General features: G+C 59.6%; 8 protein-coding genes. 4 read left to right on the top strand and 4 right to left on the bottom strand.

From position 1 onward, the window contains the following. Positions 1-3: 3 nt before the first annotated feature. A complete protein-coding gene (gene rsmA, locus H6F59_RS13470; RefSeq protein ID WP_190700531.1) occupies positions 4-834 on the bottom strand; it encodes a 16S rRNA (adenine(1518)-N(6)/adenine(1519)-N(6))-dimethyltransferase RsmA in 831 nt (276 codons plus the stop codon). A gap of 58 nt (positions 835-892) precedes the next feature. On the opposite strand from rsmA, the gene H6F59_RS13465 reads away from it, so the two are divergent. The 3 genes from H6F59_RS13465 (at position 893) to H6F59_RS13455 (ending at position 3,268) form a co-directional block, all read left to right on the top strand. After that, positions 893-1,549, top strand: a complete 657-nt coding sequence (locus H6F59_RS13465; RefSeq protein ID WP_190700529.1) for a LysE family transporter — start codon at positions 893-895, stop codon at positions 1,547-1,549. Positions 1,550-1,708: 159 nt separating this feature from the next. Further along, positions 1,709-2,527, top strand: a complete 819-nt coding sequence (locus tag H6F59_RS26050; protein WP_199325775.1) for a cold shock domain-containing protein — start codon at positions 1,709-1,711, stop codon at positions 2,525-2,527. 90 nt (positions 2,528-2,617) lie between these two features. Then, entirely contained in the window at positions 2,618-3,268 is a 651-nt protein-coding gene (locus H6F59_RS13455; RefSeq protein ID WP_190700526.1) for a Uma2 family endonuclease, read from the top strand. Positions 3,269-3,281: 13 nt separating this feature from the next. On the opposite strand, the gene H6F59_RS13450 is transcribed toward H6F59_RS13455, so the two are convergent. Next, the gene (locus tag H6F59_RS13450) at positions 3,282-4,799 is read right to left on the bottom strand and encodes a DUF3747 domain-containing protein (RefSeq protein WP_242021457.1); all 1,518 of its coding nucleotides are present in this window, start codon (positions 4,797-4,799) and stop codon (positions 3,282-3,284) included. Positions 4,800-4,973: 174 nt separating this feature from the next. Next, positions 4,974-6,014 (bottom strand): fatty acid desaturase, encoded by a 1,041-nt coding sequence (locus H6F59_RS13445; RefSeq protein ID WP_190700524.1) that lies wholly within the window; start codon positions 6,012-6,014, stop codon positions 4,974-4,976. Between the two features lie 571 nt (positions 6,015-6,585). On the opposite strand from H6F59_RS13445, the gene H6F59_RS13440 reads away from it, so the two are divergent. Continuing rightward, positions 6,586-7,113, top strand: coding sequence for a pentapeptide repeat-containing protein (locus H6F59_RS13440; RefSeq protein WP_190700521.1), 528 nt, complete (start codon positions 6,586-6,588; stop codon positions 7,111-7,113). Positions 7,114-7,254: 141 nt separating this feature from the next. On the opposite strand, the gene H6F59_RS13435 is transcribed toward H6F59_RS13440, so the two are convergent. Beyond that, positions 7,255-18,684, bottom strand: a complete 11,430-nt coding sequence (locus H6F59_RS13435) for a LamG domain-containing protein (protein ID WP_190700518.1) — start codon at positions 18,682-18,684, stop codon at positions 7,255-7,257. Positions 18,685-18,839 lie beyond the last annotated feature (155 nt).

Raw genomic sequence — 18,839 nt, 5'->3', positions numbered from 1 at the left:
AAATCAGCGGGGGTGCTTCAGGATTGTATTACTCAGCGCCACCCACTGTTCAACGCTAAGGTCTTCGGCACGGGCGGTGGGCTCAATAGCTAGGGCCGTCATCATCGCTTCCAGTTCGTCGCGATCGACTACACCCTTAAGGTTATTGCGCAGCATTTTGCGCTTGCTGCCAAACCCCAGCTTTACCAGGCGATCGAACCCAGCCAGATCATCCGACGGAGTGACCGGCGGCCGGGGAGTAATCTTCACTACTGCGGAGTCTACCTGGGGTGGTGGCTGAAATGCGCGAGCCGGCACTGGGCAAACCAGCTCACAGTCAGCCAGGTACTGCACCCGCACCGACAAGGCCCCGAAGGCTTTGCGGCCTGGGCGTGCGTAGAGCCGTTCAGCGACTTCCTTTTGTACTAGCAGCACGATCGCGTCGTAGGGGTCCGGGTTCGGCTCGGCCAGGGTGCCTAGCAGCTTTTCTAAGATTGGCCCAGTGATGTAGTAAGGGATGTTGGCGACAACTTTGTTGGGTAGGCCAAAGTCAAAGTTCTTGTCCCGCGAGACGGCAGCAATGTCTAGCTCTAAAATATCGCTCGGCACCAGGCGAAAGTTATCGTGCTTGGCGAACTGATTATTGAGCTTGCGGACCAAGTCGCGATCGATTTCCACCGCTACTACCGCGTTGGCTAAGGGCAGCAGCCAGCGAGTTAGCGCCCCAGTGCCAGGGCCAATTTCGAGCACGGTGTCTTGACGAGTAACAGCGGCGGCCTCCAGCATGCGGTGGAGCACCTTCTCGTCGGTGAGCCAGTGCTGGCCAAAGCGCTTGCGGGTCGGTTGAGAGAACATTTCGTAATTAGCAACTTGTGATAGGCTCTCGCCCAAAGTCTTTTGCAAGGAGAGAATTATGACATTCTTCTCAGCTTGGTTAACAGTCTTTGCTGTCAGTTTAGTGGCAGTTGTCACCCCTGGCCCTGATTTTGCCCTAACGTTGCGCAATAGCCTGGCCTACTCTTGGCGGGCAGGAATCTTTACCGCGATCGGTGTTGGAGCTGGCAACTTGGTCCACGCCACCTATTCCCTGATTGGCATTGGCGCTGTGATTTCAAAATCTATTCTGCTGTTCAATGCCTTGAAATGGGTTGGCGCAGCTTATCTCGTTTATCTTGGCGTCAAGTCTTTGAATGCCAAGAGAGTAGCGATTCCCCTTCGGGGACACTGCGTGAACGCATCAGAAGCCATTGGGCAACAGCGAGATATAGGGCGTTGGGCCGCGTTCCGCATCGGCTTCCTAGGAAATTTGCTGAATCCTAAAGCAACGCTCTTTTTTCTGGCGCTGTTTACCCAAATTGTCCAGCCTGGAACGCCGATGGTAGCGCAAGCAGTTTTTGGGGCAACCGTCGCGGCTGTCGCCCTGATTTGGTTTGCGGTGGTAGCCGTGGTGATTTCCCAACAGATTTTCAAGCGACATATTCTGGCCATTGCCCATTGGCTAGAGCGTTTAACTGGGGCAGCGCTCATCGTATTGGGAGTGCGCCTGGCTGTGGCAGAGGCAAACGAGTAGCCTGCCTAAACTCAGCAAAGTACCGAAGGCAAACGAGAGCTATGAGTTGAGCGCGACAGTTCAACTTAATCTGAGGCTGTCAGTTCAACTTAATCTGAAGCTGTCAGTGCGATCACCCATCTGGGGAATCCTACAGAGTGGTTATCCGGAGGCTCGTGAATGGCACCTGTTCCTGACAGAGGACAACTGAAAACCTGGAAGGATGACAGAGGCTTCGGCTTTATCAAACCGGACGATGGTAGCAAGGACGTTTTCTTGCACATCAGTGCCCTACCGGCAGACTGCCGCCGTCCGCAGATCGGAGACACGATCCTATACGAGAAAGTGACTCAAGCTGACGGCAAGGTACGTGCTGCCAAAGCCTCTATTCAAGGCGTTGTGCTCAGCCCACCGCAAACCACTACACCTATCTCAACAACGCCCCGCCCCCAGACAGCTAAATCCATTCCAACAACGCCCCGCCCTCGGACAGCTAGGCGTCAATCAATACAAGACATCTGGCTCGAAGCTGTGGTGGGTGTTTTAGGCCTCACTACTGTTGCCCTGTTCGCCTTACCGTTTGTGCATAGAACCTTCTTGTCGCCTGTTGCGAGTATTTTGCCCTTGCCCACTGAACCGCCCAGTACTACGACTCCGCCCTCACCCGTTGCGCAGCCCAGTACTAAGCCCTCGCCCTCATCCACTACGCAGCTCAGTACTAAGCCCTCGCCCTCACATACCGCGTCACCCAGTACCACGACACCCCCGGCACCCGCTGCACAGCCCAGTACTACGGCTCCGCTCTCGCCTATTGACGCCGTTGCAGAACCCGCCTGCACGGTCAAAGGCAATATTTCAATTTCAAGCGGCAATAGGCTCTACCACGTTCCCGGTATGGAGGATTATGAGGGGACAGAAATCCATCTCGACAAGGGAGAACGGTGGTTTTGCACCGAGGCAGAGGCGATCGCTGCGGGCTGGCGTAGAGCCCCACGATAGCCATACCCTGCTGGTTTCCTAGAGAGCAGATGCCGCCACAAGACTGGCGGCCTTGTTATCATCCTGACATTGCCGTGCGGTTGTTTGCCCATGCCTGTTGCCCTAGCCACTCCCTTGAGTCAAATTGTGCTGTCTCCCGGCAGCGCTATGACTGTGTCAGGGTTGACTTGGCAGCACTACCAGCTTTTTCTAGCAGAGCTAGGCGAGAATCGAGCCACTCGGTTGGCCTATAGCGGTGGCAGCTTGGAGATTCGCATGCCCAGTAAACTCCATGAGATTGTCAACCGGCTGCTGAGCAAGATTATCTTTGCCTTAGCAGAAGAACTAGGGTTAGAAATTGTGGATCTGGGTTCAACGACCTGGAACCGTGAAGACTTAGACAAAGGGATTGAACCTGATAGCTGCTTTTTTATTCAGAATGCTGGGTTAGTGCAGGGTTTAAATCCTGAGATTCCGCCAAACCTGTCGCCAGACTTGGCGGTGGAAGTGGATATTGCCAGTGCGTCGAATCAGAAATTGGTCATTTACCAGGCGCTTGGGGTGCCCGAACTCTGGCTTTACAGCAACGGCAAGGTCAAAATTTTGGACTTGCGCGGCGAGCAAATCCGCGAATTGGAGAGCAGTTTGGCCTTCTCCGTAGTACCAGTAGAGCAGCTGCAAGCTTGGGTTGCGCTACGAGAAACCGGGACTGATCTAACCGTAGTCAAAGCAGTTCGTCAGTTTGTTTCTAAGGCCAATTAGCGTTCACAATCCATTAGCGGCCCAAATAATTCAAAATGCCTTGGGCGATGCCGTCGGCAATCCGATTTACTGCGGCGGGGTCGCGGAAGCGGGCAGCGTCTTGAGATCCGGTGACAAACCCAGTTTCGACCAGCACCGAGGGCATGGTGGTGTAGCGCAGCACGTAGAACCGGGCAGTGCGGACGCCGCGATCGCGCATATCTGTATTCCCCAAAACACTGGCGTGAATGCTGCGGGCCAGCCGTTCACCGCTGGAGAAATAGTAGGTCTCTAGCCCGTTGACCTCGGGGCGGCTCATGCTGATGGCGTTGGCATGGATGCTGACGAACACGCTAGCTCCGGCCCGGTTGGCATACTGGGCACGGGCGTCTAGATCGACAAAGACATCGCTGCTGCGGGTCATTAGCACCGTAATACCGGCGGCGGCAAGCTGCTGCTGCACTCGGTTAGAGATAGCGGTGTTAATCTGCTTTTCTTGTAGGCCACCGATGCCCACGGCACCGGGGTCGCGCCCGCCGTGGCCGGGGTCAATGACGACCACCACCGACCCCTGGGGAATCGGTGGTAGGGTGGGCGTGGAGGCCACCGCCGGGGCTGAGGCCCCAAGAATTTTGGCGGGCAGGCTGGCGGCGACTAGGGCGTTGTAGACTTCGTCGGCCCGCTGGCGATCGCGAAACACTCCCACCTGCACCACCTCTTGGCCCTCCGCGTTAGTGCGAAAAGCTTCAGGCTCTACAGCCCGCACCTGTTGTAGGGTGTTGGGTCCAGTAATCGGCACCACCACGCGAAAATAGTTGCCGGTAGCCACTGTGCTGCTGGGTGGTGGCGGCGGCGATGTCATGGGCGGCGTGGTGGGACGGGCCGCGGGTGGCGTATTGGGGGTCTGGCTCAGGGGTGGGGCGGCCCCGGCGGCTAGGCGCACATCCAGGGGTGCGTCGTGGGTGAGGTAAATGTGGCCGACGGGCTGGCCGTTGTAGGTGCGACGGGTCATCTGCCAGCCAGGGTTGAGCTGGATTTTGAGAAATCCGTCAGTGCGTCCATTGGTGCGGCCAATCTCGATGGGCGGGGCGGAGCGATCGCGCGTCGGGCGGGCAAACAGCACCAGGTCATTCTGCCGGGCCGAGACCTCTAGGCGGTAGTGCACCCCTAGGTCTTGACTGTTGATGCGCACCGAGTAGCCGTTGCCGTCGGTGCTGCGATCGCAGGCCCCGGTAAAGTCAAAGTTCAGCAGCAGCGGGTCGACGGTGACCGGCCCGCCCGCCTGTCCCTGCTCTTGCCAGCACTGCCGCTGGTTGGGCACCTGTGTCAAGATCATCAAGCTGTAGAAAGCCCCGTTGCGCACCGGGCTGGCGATGGCCACTGCCAGGTTGGGGTCGATGGGCTGCTGGTCAAACTGCTGGGCTCGCGCCATGGGGGCCGCAGCCAGCCCTGTGAGCACCACAGCGGCAGTGGTCAAAAACGTTTTTAGCGGGCGAGACAGCAGGGCCATAGCAGTTGGTGAAGCGGTGTGGGGAGTTAAGGTTAGAGTCAAACGTTGGCAAGACTCCTAATGCTACCCACGATTGTCGCGATCGCAAGCACCTCCTGCGCGTTTGAGGTGTCGCAGTTTACCAATTGGCCCCACCCAAAATAAAACCGGCCCAGGAATGCTGAGCCGGTGAGGCGGGGCTAAATCACCCCAATCAACCTGGTTTTCATCAATTCTCTATTGCCCTAGCTCCCGAAACGTTTCGTAGGCGCGCTCAGGGTGATAGATATGACAACGGCTAGTGATCGTCCGCATCAATTCCCAGGAAAACTTGGTTTCCTTCATCAGAGGAGACCAGTTTTCCTTCAGCGCTGCATAGGCAGGCCGCAGGTTGTAGGACGGAATCCCTACTGAAACATGGTGGGGAACATGGACGTTGATGTCGTGGCACAGCACCTCAATCCACTTGGGATAGTCGCAGTGCAGCGTTCCCGAGAGCTGCGACTCCACCTCATTCCAGGTGTCGCCGTAGCGAAACTGAATCTCAGGGATGGTGTGGTGCACTAGCGTAAACGTGCTCATCCAGAAGTGGTAGCCCAGCCAGGGCATCAGCCAAAATTTCACGACGCCCCAGGGGCCGGCAAAGTAAAACAGAGTGGGGAAAAACACCAGCGCAAAGATCACCACCGCCGCGATCGAGCGCTTGACCTTGCCGTGGTCGCGGGGTTCAAAATTGCGCAGATCAAAGTGCAGTGCTCCCCAGTGAACTACCGACGCCAGCCACCACAGCCAGCCTCGCATGTTCTTGTAAACCGTCTGTAAGAAGCCACCAGCGCCAGTGTATTCCTCCTTGCTCCAGGGGGCCCAGGCGTTGTCGATCTCCATGTTGTTGGTGTGGCGGTGGTGAATGTCGTGCAGCAGCCGCCAGCTGTGGAAGGGGTAAATCAGCGGCAGAAACATGATGTGCCCCAGCCAGTTGTTGACCCAGCGGCGGTTAGCAAAGGAGCGATGGCCGCAGTCGTGGCCCACCACGAAAAAGCCCGTTAGGGCGGTGCCGGTCAAAAACCAGGCAAAGGGGAGTAAAAACCAGGGGGAAAAGGCGATCGCCACATAGCCCAGGGTTACGGCCCCTACGCTGAGCGCTACAGCAGCCCAGGCTTTGCGCGGGTCTTTTTGAAAATAAACTTTAGGAATAGTTTGAATAACCTGCTTTAGGGTCAGGTCGCTGTAAGGGGTTACATCCGCAGCTCTGGCGGAAGGCTCAAAAATTGCAGTCAAGGAATAGTCTCCACAGAAGTTAAGGTGCGCATATCAGAGCTGGACTGTATTTGCCCAAAAAAAATCTGTCCACCCCGCAGGGGCCAAACAGAGCCTAAGCTTGATTGCAAAATCGAGATATTAGCAAGCAGAACTACTTCAATAACTCTGATAACCGCCGCAAACAGCTTAATGGGGGCAAAGATTGGCCCACGAGAATACTTATAATTCCTTAACATTTATAACATGTTCAGTCTCGCTTACCGATAGAGCTGGGAGCTGTTAGGAAAACTGCTGCCCGAGAAGCGTTGCGTTCTATAAATCACCTCCCCGCATGCCTGAGCATTAGCCGACAATGGGGATAGCTTTAACGGCAACTGGCACTTCAACCGGTGCCATCTTGAGAGGCATAAGTTAGCAGGCAACGATAGCTGTTGGCCGATTTCTTCGACCCTAAAGCGGCTCACCCCGAGCGGATGCCTTAGCTGAATGGCTACGCTGGCCCCCTGCTGAGCAAGACAAGTCAGCAAGCTTCAACCCCAAGGCACTGCCCGTTAAGGCTGATCTAGCCAAGTTGTGGAGGCTGTCTTCCATGGATATTCAACAGTTTTTGCACGAATACAACCGAGGCGATCGCAACTTTTCGGGCGTTCGTCTTCATAGGGTCGACCTACGCGGTGCCACCCTCAGCGGCATCGATCTCAGCGGGGCCGATTTATCCCAAGCTGACCTCAGCGGGGCCGACCTCTCGCGAGCCAATCTAGAACGGGCTAACGTGACCGACGCCGAGCTAATTGGGGCCGACCTCAGCGGGGCCAATCTCAAGCACATCAATTTGATCGGGGCCGACCTAGAGCGGGCCAACCTGGTTGGAGCCGACCTCAGCTACGCTGACTTGCGCACGGCTAATTTAGAACAGGCCGATCTCCAGGGCGCAATTTTGCGTGAGGTAGCCCTCAGCGGTGCTAACCTCTCCCACGCCACCCTAACCAATGCCTGGGTTGAAAACACCGACCTCACCCCAGTCGAACTGGATGATACCAGTGGCAACTGGGTCAGATCATCCGATGCTGGCGATGCGGCTACAGGCTCTCGATGGATTTCTTGGGGGCTGCACTAGCGCCTGCCTCCAACTCAGTTGCTTCTTTCGGCATCGAGATCCTTGAAAAAGAAACCGGGTTTCTGCGTCAGAGGCGATACTCTCTAGCAGAAACCCGGTTTTTTGCCGATCGCCGCCTAGACAGCGACAATTTCTAGTTGTCTATGGCAGGCGGGCAGCGAAGTTTTGGCTAACCTCCTCGACGGTGAGGGCGCGATCGTAGATGGCGACCAAGTGGTACTCACCCAGCCAGGGGCGATCGCCCGTTAGCTCATTACCTAGAGCTAGACGGTAGGTAGCATCCCAGTTGGAAAGATCGCCGCTGATCACCTCGCGTTTTTGCACCTGGCCGTCGAGGTAGAGGGTGGCGTTGCCCTCGCCGTCGCGAGTGTACACCAGGTGGGTCAGCTGGTTGACGCTGACTGAGCCCGCTTCGACCACCTTGCTAGACCCGTTGACCCCAGTGGTGGTGGTGCGCAAGCGCGTTACGTACTGGTTGTTGTTTTGGCCCAGGGTGACGTTGCGATGTCCGGTATCGACTGAGAGAGTGACAATCCGCGCCGGGGTCTGGCTGGGGGAAAGCTGGGCTGGTTTCACCCAGGCCTCTACGGTTAATGCCTGGCTGCGCTGAATGGCTTGGTTGAGCCGAGTCGCAGCTCCGGCGGTGGCTAGCAAGCTGGGCTGCTGGAGGGCAATACCTTGGGGGATGCGGGCGATCGCCCCGTTCACCAAAACCAAGTCCAGCGCGGGCTGAATCCCTGACTGGTCACGGATGGTGTTGCCGCTGCCCTCGCGAAAATCGTAGAGGGCCTGAATACCCGTCATGACTCGCTTGGAAACGACAACCGTGACAGTATCGCGCCCGGTCAGCCGTCCGTCGCTAGCGCTCAGCTCCAGCACGTAGGTGCCCGCTCCAGGGAACTCGGCCGAGGTGGAGGGTTTTGCAGCATCTTTCAGAACGGCGGGGGCCGGACCGCTGAGCTGCTGCCAAAGCGTGGTCAGGGTATTGGCGGGGAGACCGTCATCCTGGACCGTACCATTGAGAGTTGCCGTTACAGACTGAACCGCTCCTTCGGCTTGCGCTGTCAGGGTGAGGACTTGATCGGCTCCGGCATTGACCACAGGGGGCTGGTTCACTCGAATGATTACCTCGTCGTGGGCGGCGATCGCCCCATCGTTTGCCGTTAGCCGCAGCACATACTCACCGCCCCGAGAAAACTGGGCCGTGGTAATGTCGCTGGCGGGGTCGGCAAAGGTGACCGCGCCGGGGCCGCTGACTTTGCTCCAGGCCAGGGTCAGGCGACCGGGGGTGGTTGGGAAGCCGTCGTCGCTGACGGTGCCGTCGAGTTCGGCCAGGGCGGGGAAATCGAGGCTCTGATCGGGGCCGGCATCGACCAGGGGAGCCTGGTTGGCGGTGATCGTCACCTCGCGGCTGGTGGTGAGTTCCCCGGTGCTGACGGTCAGCCGCAGGGTGTACTCGCCGCTGGTGCTGAAGGTGGCGGTGGTAGACAGCCGCTGGGCATCGGCAAAGGTGACCAAGCCGGGGCCATTGACCAGACTCCACTTGGCGCTCACGGTGCCCGACGGATCGGCCAAGCCAGTATCGACTACTTCACCCTGGAGGGTAGCGGTAGAGGGCAGGTTGACTAGCGGTGCAGCGCTGACCCGAATCATCGGCGCTTTGTTGGCGTGGACGGTGACATCGGCCACGGTGGTGAGCAGCCCGTTGCTGGCGGTGAGCCGCAGCCTGTAGGTGCCGCTTTCGGAGAACTGAGCGGCGGTGTTGGCCAAGGCAGGGTCGCTAAAGGAAACCGCGCCCGGTCCGCTGAGCTGGCTCCAGAGCAGGGTGAGGCGTCCCTGCTGGGGGTTGCCCAAGCCGCTTTGCACCTCGGCGGTGAGCTGGGCTCGGTTGGGCAACTGCACCACGATCGCATTCGGCGCTTTGATCATCGGCGCGTGGTTAACGGTGATCTGTACCTCGTCGCTAATGGCCTGGGCCTCGTCGCCGACGGTGAGCCGCAGGGTGTAGACGCCCGCCACCTTAACGGGCTGCCCGTCTTCATCGTTGGTGCTCGGTTCGGTAAAGGTCACCGTGGGTTCTAGGCTGGTCGGGTCGCTAAAGGTGACCGGGGCTGGGCCACCGGGCTGGCTCCACAGCACCGATAGGTTGCCGTTGAGCAGCTGGTCATCCATAACAGCCCCTTTGAGGGAGAGAGCACTAGGGAGGTTGATCACCTGGTCAGCACCCGCAGAAACCACCGGAGCCAGGTTGGCGTCGGCCCCCACCTCAAAGTTGGTGGCAATTTCGGCGGGGGTGAGGGCGCTGCTGTAGAGCGCTACCAGATGGAAGTCGCCCAGCCAAGCGCGGTCTTCGCTGAGCGTATCGCCCAGCTCGTTGCCGAGGGCAAGGGCAAAGCTGTCGTCCCAGTTGGCCAGGGTGCCGGGGATGACGCGCTGAGCCACAACTTGGCCATTCAGATACAGACGGGTGGTGCCGTTGGTCTCGCGGGTGCAGACGACGTGGGTGAGGGTGGCGGGGGCCACAATGCCGCTGGCAAAGGCGCGATCGCTGGCATTGCCATTCGTCTCGCTGGTGCGCACCCCGAGGTGGAACTGGTTACCCGCCTGGCCCAAAATCAGGTTGCGGCGGCTAGCTCCACCCGACAGGGTGAGAATGCGACCCAGGCCGGGCTGGTTTCCCTGGGAGGGGTTTATCCAGGCTTCTAGGGTGAACTCACCGCTGGCTTTGATCGCCTGGATCAGGCGGCTGGCATTGGTGCTGGTGAGCCGGGCGGGCTTCTTCAGCGCCAGGGCAAAGGGCGTGGTTGCGCCGCGGGCTTTGAGCGGTGTAGGTTTACCGGCGATCGCCAGATCCACCGGCACCCCAACGCCAGCGACATCTCGCACGGTGTTGCCCTCGTTGGCCAAACTATCCGCGAAGCTGTAGAGGCTGAGAAGACCTCGGTTGATGCGCGCCCCCACAAACACTTGCAGGTCGTCGCTGTGGGTGAGCACACCGCTAGCGGTGGTAGTTTCTGCCGTCAGCCGCAGCAGGTAGACGCCACTGGCGCTAAAGAGGGCGCGGGTGCGCGGGGCGGCGGCGTTGTCAAAGGTAACGGAGCCAGGGCCGCTGACCGCCTCCCAGCGAGTGGTGAGGGCTTGAGTCGTCCGATCGCCTCGACCATCCCGCACCAGTTCGCCGCGCAGTTCTAGGGACTGGCGGAAGCCGATCTCCTGGTCTTCCCCAGCTCGCACCAGGGGCGACTGGTTGACCAAAATATCGAGGTCTTCCGTGGCAGATAGGGTGCCGTCGCTGGCGGTTAGGGCTAGCCGGTAGCGGCCAATGTTGCTAAAGCTGGCAACGGTCACGGGGCTGTGAAGATCTTCAAAGGCGACGGTGGCCCCGGAGGGTGCCGACTGCACTGCCCAGGTGACGAAGACGGCCTCAGGAGAGAGGCGATCGTCTGCCACCGAGCCAGGCAGGGTAGTTTGCACCGCCTCATCTTCCAGATGCAGGGTTTGGCTGCGGCCTACCCGCACCACTGGAGCGGCGTTGGGGCTGCGATCGCCCTCCAAGAGTGCCGTCAGTTCGGGGCTGTCGGCCAGACTAGTGACCTCGGTGACGCCGTAGAACAGCCGCATAAACTCGGTGATGGCAGCCACATGGGGCTGGAGCTCGGGCAGGAAGGTAGCAATGGTCTCGCGAATGGCGCGGGAGAATTCGCCAATGTCGTCTACCTTGTCGGCTACAAACGGGTCGAGCCGCTTGATCAGCTCAAAGTTGCTGTCGATGCTCAGCTCCCGCAGGGTAGATTCTAGTGCCGGCAGGGGCTTGGTGCTGCCGATCGGGGGCAGCACCCGGCTGACAAAGGTGACCCGGTGGAAAATGCGCCAGCAGGGGGGCTTGGTGCCAGGGCCTTTGTTGGCATCGCGCAGGCCGCGCAGGGCCAGGGCGTTGGCGTCGGTGCTTTGCTCTAGCCAAATGGGGTCAACCACCTGGCTAAAGAAGTGGTCGAAGTGGTCGGCCTGAGGCTCCAGATAGAAGGTCATGAACCGGTAGGCATCGACTTTGCCAGGATGGCGCAGGGCCTTGGGCGTCAGGGGATTGCTGAGGTCAAACAGCACTTCTCCCGCTTCGTCGCGCAGAAATACATCGCGCTCGACCTCATCGACATTCACCTCGACCGAGAAGCTATTCTCTGACTGCACGCTCTTGGTGGCCTGCACGTTGAGCCGGCCGCCAAACATGGCCTCAAAGCCAAACTTAAAGCCCACACCGCTGATGGCCACGTCCAGGTCGGCAAAGATGCCCGCCTGCCCCTTGAATGCGTAGGAGCCGCCGTAGCTCTCCTGCACCACGTCCATGGTTTCCTGGGTTTCGGCAAACAGCCCGCCGTCCGCCGTCCAGACGTAGGTGTTGGCCAGGTTGCGCTTCTCTAGCCGGGGCAGGTTTTGCAGCACTTCTTCACTGCCCAGGTCACCGCTCTGGCCAAACAGCACATTCTGGCGGCGGCCTACAGCTCCCGCGTCGTACTGGTCGTAGTAGGCTTGCACCCGCTCCTCTTCGCGCTGGATGCGCTGCTTGAGGGCAAAGGCCTCAATCGGCTTATAAAAGCTGCTGTCGCTGCTAAAGGTGAGGGCATTGGGGTAGGCCGCATCGGGGGTGAAGCCGATCTTGCCGTCGAGGGTGCCCTGCTTGGTGTAGGCGGGGTTGATGGGGAAGTTGATGATGTTGCGATCGGGCGGGATGTCGGGGTTAGGGCGCATCTGGTACGACACCAGGGCGCTGTTGTGCTTGAGGCGCAGGGCAAACACATCGGCGGTCTGCGACTGCACCAGGGCAAAACCCGTGTTTTCGGGAATAAACCGCCGACCGACATCGCCAAAGGCAACGGCATTGGCAGGCTCGACAAACCCTTGCAGCTGCTGCTTGCTCGATAGGTTGGTGGTCAGGCCCAGGCTGGTGCTGCCCGAGCTGAGCCAGCCCAGGGAATTTTCAAACTTGGCCTTGATGCCAAAGGCGCTGTCCGCGTCGGCCACCTCGGTTACCAAGCCAATACCGGCTTCGACATTGGCCCCGGTCAGCAGCCCGGCAGTCAGATCAAAGCTGGAGTCAAAGCCGCTTTCTTTATCAGCGGAAAAGGTGAAGTTAGTTTTGCTGGCCTGCTTGAGTTCAACGGAGCTAGCCCCGTTGTAGTTGGCAAATTCACCGAGCACGGCCCCGCGACTGGTAAGGTTTTCGCCGGGGACTGGCGGCGCCCCTTCGATAAAGCCGATCAGCTGCGGATCGAACTGCACCTGGCCGACCCATTCGGTGACCAGTTCGCCCACCTTAAAGCCAGTGACTAGCTCCCACTGGCCGTCTTTAATCAAGCCGTAGCAGCGCTTGTAAATGCCGAACAGGTTGCAGTCGACATCGGTTTGCAGATCGCCGTATTCCTGCACGGCGGGGGTGCTTTGGAGGCGATCGCTAAAGGGAGTCCTCACCCCCGCCAGGGCGCTGCGCACCTGGGGAGTGTCTTCGCCGATGGGGGCAGTGGAAAGCACAAACTCAGCGTCAACTGGCGTCAGATCATTGCCCAGCAGCGAGAAGTCGGAGAGCACTCCGGCCCTCTGAGTGTCAAAGGGATAGTAGGCGAGCAGGTCTTCGCGGTTGTCGAGGAACTGCCCATTTTCGCCCAGTAGCCGCCGGAACAGGTTATCTTGCAGCTGCTCTGGGGTGCGAGCCGTTTGCCAGATTCGCACTTCCTCCAGTTCACCCTGGAAGAATTCCTGGGTTCTGTTGCCGCGTTGCAGCGCACCCAGGGTGAACTGAGCCTGAGGCGAGAGCAGGACGGCGCGGCTGGCCGCTGGCACGAGTTCACTACTCAGCAGCTGCCCGTTCCGGTAGAGCACCAGCTGCGACCCGCTGGGGTTGGGGTCTTTGACCCACTGCACCGCTCCTTTGAAGCGGGCATGGCTGCTGCCCTTGGAGTCCAAGGCGATCGCGCCCTCCGCCTCCTCAAAGCGCCACCAAGCGAGCAGTCCCTTTTCGCCACCCTGAATTGTAGGTTTGATACTGCCTGCCTCCAAAGGCACATTCCACAGGCGAATTTCGGCCAGGGTGCCGCTGAGGGGGGCGATCGCAGAGCCGTTGCCGAACCCGTTGCGGACGGTATTGAGCAGATCGCTATCCCGCTCTAAATCACGCGCCCCAGCGTTGACCCCAACCGCCAAGGCTACCATTTCGGCTTGCTGGGGGTTGGCCATGCCGCCGTTATTAGCAACAAACAGAGCCTCAGCGGAAATGTACACGCCGTTGATGCTGTCCAAATCGTCGCCCGCTGGGTCGAAGCTGGCCAGACTAAAGCCCGAGCCAAACTCTAGTGGAGCATTGCTGTTACCAATGTCCAGGGGCTGCTGGGGCTGTCCGGCATTGAAGCCGGGGCTGGTGCTGCCTCCATTGCGGCCGTCCTCCTGGCGGGGGGTGCCGGTGGTGTCGCTGCCGGCTTTTTTGTATTCAAACAGGCCGTAGGGCTGGCCGATAGGGGTGTTCGCCTTGCCATCCACAAAGAACTGAATCGCATCCCAGGAGACAATATCGACTCCAGTTTGCTGATCGCTATTGTTGCGCACCGGGCTGGTGATGGTATGGCGCTTGCGGGTGACGGTGACGGTGTGAAACTCGGTGGGGTTGGGAATGGGCTGGGAGATGAACAGGTGTTTTTTGCCCCTGACATCCTCAAAGGCGAAGACCAAACGGCCTGCCGAGTTGAGGTAAAGGGCGTAGGGCACGCGCTGCTCGGAGTCTTCGGTAGCGCTAAGTTTGCCCTTAGTGAGCAGGGCGCGGGGCTGGCTCAGATCATTGACTTTAAAGGCCGCTTCGATGGTCAGATCGCGGTTGAGGTCGAGGGTGAGGTCAGCGCCTGCATCCAAAAAGGTGCCGGGCTGGCCATCGAGCTGCACTCCGTAGGACTGGTTGAAAACCGCTGCCAGGTGGTTCCAATTGCCCGCGGCAATCTTTTGCGATGACTGCACCAGTTGCTCACCCACTCCAGCAAACACCGAATAAGCCGGAATGGGAGACTCTGTCGGCTGGGGATTGCCTTCGAGCTGACCGTGGTGGCCAAAGCGGGCGTGGTCAGTGGCACGGCGATTGCCAAAGTCGTCGAAGCGCCAGCAGCCCACCAGGTCGGTTTCGTTGCCGCTGAGTTCGCGGGTCATGTCAACAGCGATTTCGGTCTGGGTGCGGCCCCGCTGCCAAATGCGAGCCTCAGCGATCGCCCCAGTCAAAATTCGCACGCGATCGCTCGGGTTAGGGTGAGCCCCCAGGCCCCAGTCAGCATCAATGGGGATGGCCCCGATCGCATCGGCCTGTTCACCCAAAGCAATGCCGTTGCGGTACAGCCGCCAGTGGGTGCCGTCGTAAACCCCGGCCAGGTGAACCCAGGCGTTACCGGTGCGATCGGCGGCGGGCATGACGATGGCCACCTTGTGGTCGGTGCCGTTGTGGCTGCCCGCTTCGTAGCGTCCTTCGTTAATGCGCAGAAAAACCTGGGGGCCGCTGGCGTTGCCGTGGACAATGATGTTGCCCAGGTTCTCGTTTTTGGCGGGTTTGACCCAGGCCTCTATGGTGATGGCCCCAGCAAAATTGAGTTGGGTAGCGTTAGGAATGCGCACCAGGTCAGTGCTGCCGTTGAGGGCGATCGCCGTGGTCAGCTCCTCGCGCTTCAGCCCCAACAGATAACGGGTGTCGGTGGTATTTGCCGCTGGTTGGTAGTGGAGCAGGCGCGATCGCAGACTGGCCTCGGCGATTTGGCTGGGGCGCACCCAGGCTTCTAGCGTCAGGTCAGCCTGGGGCGAAAACCGCCGTAGCTGCTGGTCAAAATCGGCGCTGGAGGCCTCCAGCCGAGCGTGGCTGTCTTGGCCGTCGAAGGCATAGGTATGGCCTGGAGCCTCAGAGACCCAGCGGCTAGAGAGCGTCAGACCGCTGTGCACGGTGCCATTCTTCACCGCCTGGCCGGCGCCATTGGCAATAAAAGCCAACAGCTTAGAGCCGGAGGAGAGGTCAGCACCGCCCTGGGTGGTGCTGGCCTGCACTGCATAGTCATATTCCAAAAAGAACACGGGTAGCGGTGCGGTGGTGGAGCTGGCCGCCTCAGTGCGAATGGCCAGCTCCGTTGCGCCTTGGTCTACGGCGGTTTCGAGAGTGGCCTTAAAATCGCCGATAAACAGCGTGGCCCCAGCCGGTAGCGAGCGGTGCAGCCCCCCCGCTACGGTTAGGGTGTCGGCGCGCCCAGAGGTGAGAACGATTTCGCCGCGACCGACAAAGGTGCGATCGCCCGCGAGGCCATTTAGCACCTTGGCAAAGCCCTCGGGAGCGCGGGGTACTTGGTGCCAGGTTTCAATAATTGTCTGGCCGCCGGCTTTGTTCTGAATGGTGACAGTGCAGGCGGAGTCAGCTGCCTCCCCAGCCACATTGAGGCGAATGCGATCCATCTCGGCCTCGGTGGAGCGGGCAAAACCCACTACCGCCTCTGCCCCCAGGGCATCATTTAGGACATAGCGCGCCCGCTGGGTCAAGGTTTTGTAGTAGGCCACAAAAAATTGGTCATCGGTACCGCGAAAATACATCGCCACGTTGCCCACGGCGCTATCGAACAATAGCGGGGTGTCATCTGACCAGGCGAAGGTGAGCAGCCCGCCCGCCACCGACAAGCCGTTGACATCGCTGTGCACCAGCGGCATGGTGGCGGCAAACCCCTTATTCAGCAGGTTTTGCAGCGCAGCCAGGGCGGTGCGATCGCTCGTCACTGCCTGCTCTAGCTGCTGCCGCTGCTGGTCTTGATCGGCACGCAGGGCTTCAATGCTGGTGCGAATGCCGCGCAGCTCGTCGAGCAGAGTGCTGAGGTCGGTGGTCAGGGAGTCGAGCGATCGCTGCAGCGCGTCGCAGTGATTGCGAAAGGCTGAGTTTTCGGAGATCTCTAGGCTGGAAATGCGATCGTTAAAATTGCGACCGACAAAGGCCGTAGTATCGGTAAACGTGTGGGCAAACCCATTTTGGCCGCTGTTGCGGTTGGCGTGCTCGAAAACAGTGACTTGCAGCGCCGGCAAAAACAGCTGTGACCCTCGCCCGACGCGAATAAAAGCCGAAATGCTAATGCTGCTGATCAGATCGTTGAAGTTGTGCTGATTGAGCTGGGTATAGCCCACAAAGCGGGGCGAAAAGCTGTTGCCAATGGCATTCAGACCAAAGGATAGAGAGCGGCCACCAAAGTTAGCGTGCTCGTGTAGGGTAACCCGAGCATTGCGCAGAAAATCTAGCAGCTGCTGTAGCTCTTGCTGGCCATTCGCCTGGAGATTACGCAGCTCGCGCAGTCGGCTGAGCTTAGCCGGTAGATTGAGACTATCTAAACTGCCCGCCGGCACGATGAGCCCGGTGCTGCGGTTAGCGATCGCATCATCCACAATCCTAAATACCCGATTGAGGTAGTCGATTTCCTCGCTCAGGGTTGTCACGCGCTGGGTCTTTTGAGTGATGGCGCCCTGCAAGGTACCAATGCGATCGAGTTCGGCGTTGACATCCACGGTGCGAGCCGCCTGCTGCTTTTGGCTGATCGCGGCCTGCAACGCCTCAATCTGGGCCAGGGCAACACTCACATCGGCAGTGTCGTCGGCGCTTAGGGTTTGGTCAATCACCTGCTGAATTGCCTGAATTTGGGCTAATTCAGCGCTCACATCCACTGGGTCGCCGTCGCGCTCCACCGCTACGGGCTTGAGCCGCAATTTGTCGGCGACCTTGGCCAGGCGGCCGTTGGCAGAAACACCAAAATCAAGGGTGGCAATTTCTTTGCGATCGCCCCCAGACGCTTGGGTCGCCACCGCCAGCATCACCCGCGCTCCCTGACGCAGGGGTTTGGCCTGTTGGTCGTAGCCGGTGCGGGCCTCCTGCTGCTGGAAGTAGAGCAGCGAGGCGATACCCGACTCGACGGTGCGCCCCTCAAAGCGGAAGCTGTCGCGGTTCACTCCGGCGTTTTCGCCAATGGGTGCGTCGGAGGCTACCCAGGCGCGGTTGGCAAAGCCCGCCGTCATGGTGCCGGGGGCATGGTTGCTGGTGTGGTCAAAAATTTCGCGGCCAGAGCCTTCGTCGAGTCGCCAGTAGGCCGCTAGCCCCAGCTCGTGGCCAGAGAGGCGCAGGCCGCGATCGCTGCGAATTTCTCGCTCCGATCGCGGCCGATTCCACAGGCGAATCTCGTCGATCAGGCCAGAGAAGCTGTGGCTGGGCGCGCCGATCAGCGTGATGGCCGCATCCACTGGCACCTTACCCACACTGGTGCCCGCTGTGCCTTCCTGGCGCACATCCACGGGCAGACCATTGACGTAGAGGTGATAGCCCGCATCGTCGGGGTCGTTGCTAAATACCACCGCCAAATGGTTCCACTGGTTCGATCGCAGCACCTCTCCGGTGATGAAGGACTGAAACCCAGCGCCATCGCCAAAGCCCACCCGCACCCGGCGGTTGTCCACAATCCAGATCGAGGGTGGTGCCGTGGCGGTCTTGTCGTCATTCCCCAGCAGAGCCTGCTCTAGCGCTTCCCCCGGCTCCGGTGCGGTAACGCGGGGGAAAATCCACGCCTCCTGACTAAAGCCCTGGCCGAGGCGAACTCCTGGGGCCAGCACCACGTGGTCACTCTCCTGGCTGAAGTTCAGCGCCGTCTCGGCGGCATCGCTGCTGGGGGCAGATTGAGTGCCTCGGGTGTTGAACAGGCCCTCTAGCGATCGCTCCACGTTGTAGGCATCGATCATTCCTGTGGCGCTGTTAAAGGCAAAGATCTGCCAGCGCGACACCTCGGCAATGGTGGTGGGCAGCAGCACGATCGAAAACCGTCCCTCCTGCAAGTTGCGAATAAACGACAGCTCCTGGGTGGGCTCAAAGAAGGGCTGATCCTGCATGTCGCGCGCGCCCAGGCTGTCTTTGGTGCTCTGGGGGCGAGTCTTGCTGCGGCTGCGGCGAAAGCGCACCTCTAGATTGAGTTTGAGCTGCGGTACCGGGGCAGCTTCCCCAGCCTGGGATGCGCCCGACGCCCCCGACAGCACAAAGCGATCGACCAGCAGCGTCGAGTCTACGATTGGGATCTGGCGGTTTTCGGGGCCTTCAACGGTGATTTGGTCGGGGTGGTTAGCGGCGATCGCCTGGCGAAACACGTAGACAAACCGCCCATCTGACATCGCTTGAAATGGAGCATCTGCCGTCAGCCGCGCGGTTCTAGAGAGAAACTTGTCTACTTCGTTGTCGGCTACCACCACACCCGCATTGACCGGGGTGCGGCTGCCCTTCTTCACCGTCGGCAGCAGCAGCTGATCGGCGAGGCCGAAACCTACTTCAGCAATTTCTTTGGGAAACTCCAGCTCCTGGGGCTGGTCAGCCCAGCTATTCACGTCGAGGGAATTTCCCTGACCATTGAGATTTAGCACGGAATAATAGATGCGGCGCTGGTCATCCATCGCCAAGGCAATCACGGTGCCCTGGTGGCGCACCAGCACGGGGTAGCGGTAGTTGCGATCGCTGTAGCGCTTGATAAAGCCTTCTAAAACGGGGGCTTGAGCAGTCATGGAAAGGTTCTCCTGAGGGGCTTTGCGATGTCTAGCTAGGAGCAGCGAACCAGAGCGCAGCGCTGGAACTCTCCCTAGCAATTTTGGGGAACGCAGGAGAAGCTACAGAGAAAACACTGTTGACTACGGCGAGGGTTTGGTGATCGTTCTCACCA

This window comes from Nodosilinea sp. FACHB-141, assembly GCF_014696135.1.
GTDB lineage: Bacteria > Cyanobacteriota > Cyanobacteriia > Phormidesmidales > Phormidesmidaceae > Nodosilinea.
Note: the sequence above shows the minus strand (reverse complement) of the source record. Positions and strands in the feature narration are given on the sequence as shown.

Bases quoted from the DNA above. Each gene is read 5' to 3' on its own strand.
- H6F59_RS13465 (WP_190700529.1), top strand. From the start codon at position 893: ATGACATTCTTCTCAGCTTGGTTAACAGTCTTTGCTGTCAGTTTAGTG.
- rsmA (WP_190700531.1), bottom strand. From the start codon at position 834: ATGTTCTCTCAACCGACCCGCAAGCGCTTTGGCCAGCACTGGCTCACC.
- H6F59_RS26050 (WP_199325775.1), top strand. From the start codon at position 1,709: ATGGCACCTGTTCCTGACAGAGGACAACTGAAAACCTGGAAGGATGAC.
- H6F59_RS13435 (WP_190700518.1), bottom strand. From the start codon at position 18,684: ATGACTGCTCAAGCCCCCGTTTTAGAAGGCTTTATCAAGCGCTACAGC.
- H6F59_RS13455 (WP_190700526.1), top strand. From the start codon at position 2,618: ATGCCTGTTGCCCTAGCCACTCCCTTGAGTCAAATTGTGCTGTCTCCC.
- H6F59_RS13440 (WP_190700521.1), top strand. From the start codon at position 6,586: ATGGATATTCAACAGTTTTTGCACGAATACAACCGAGGCGATCGCAAC.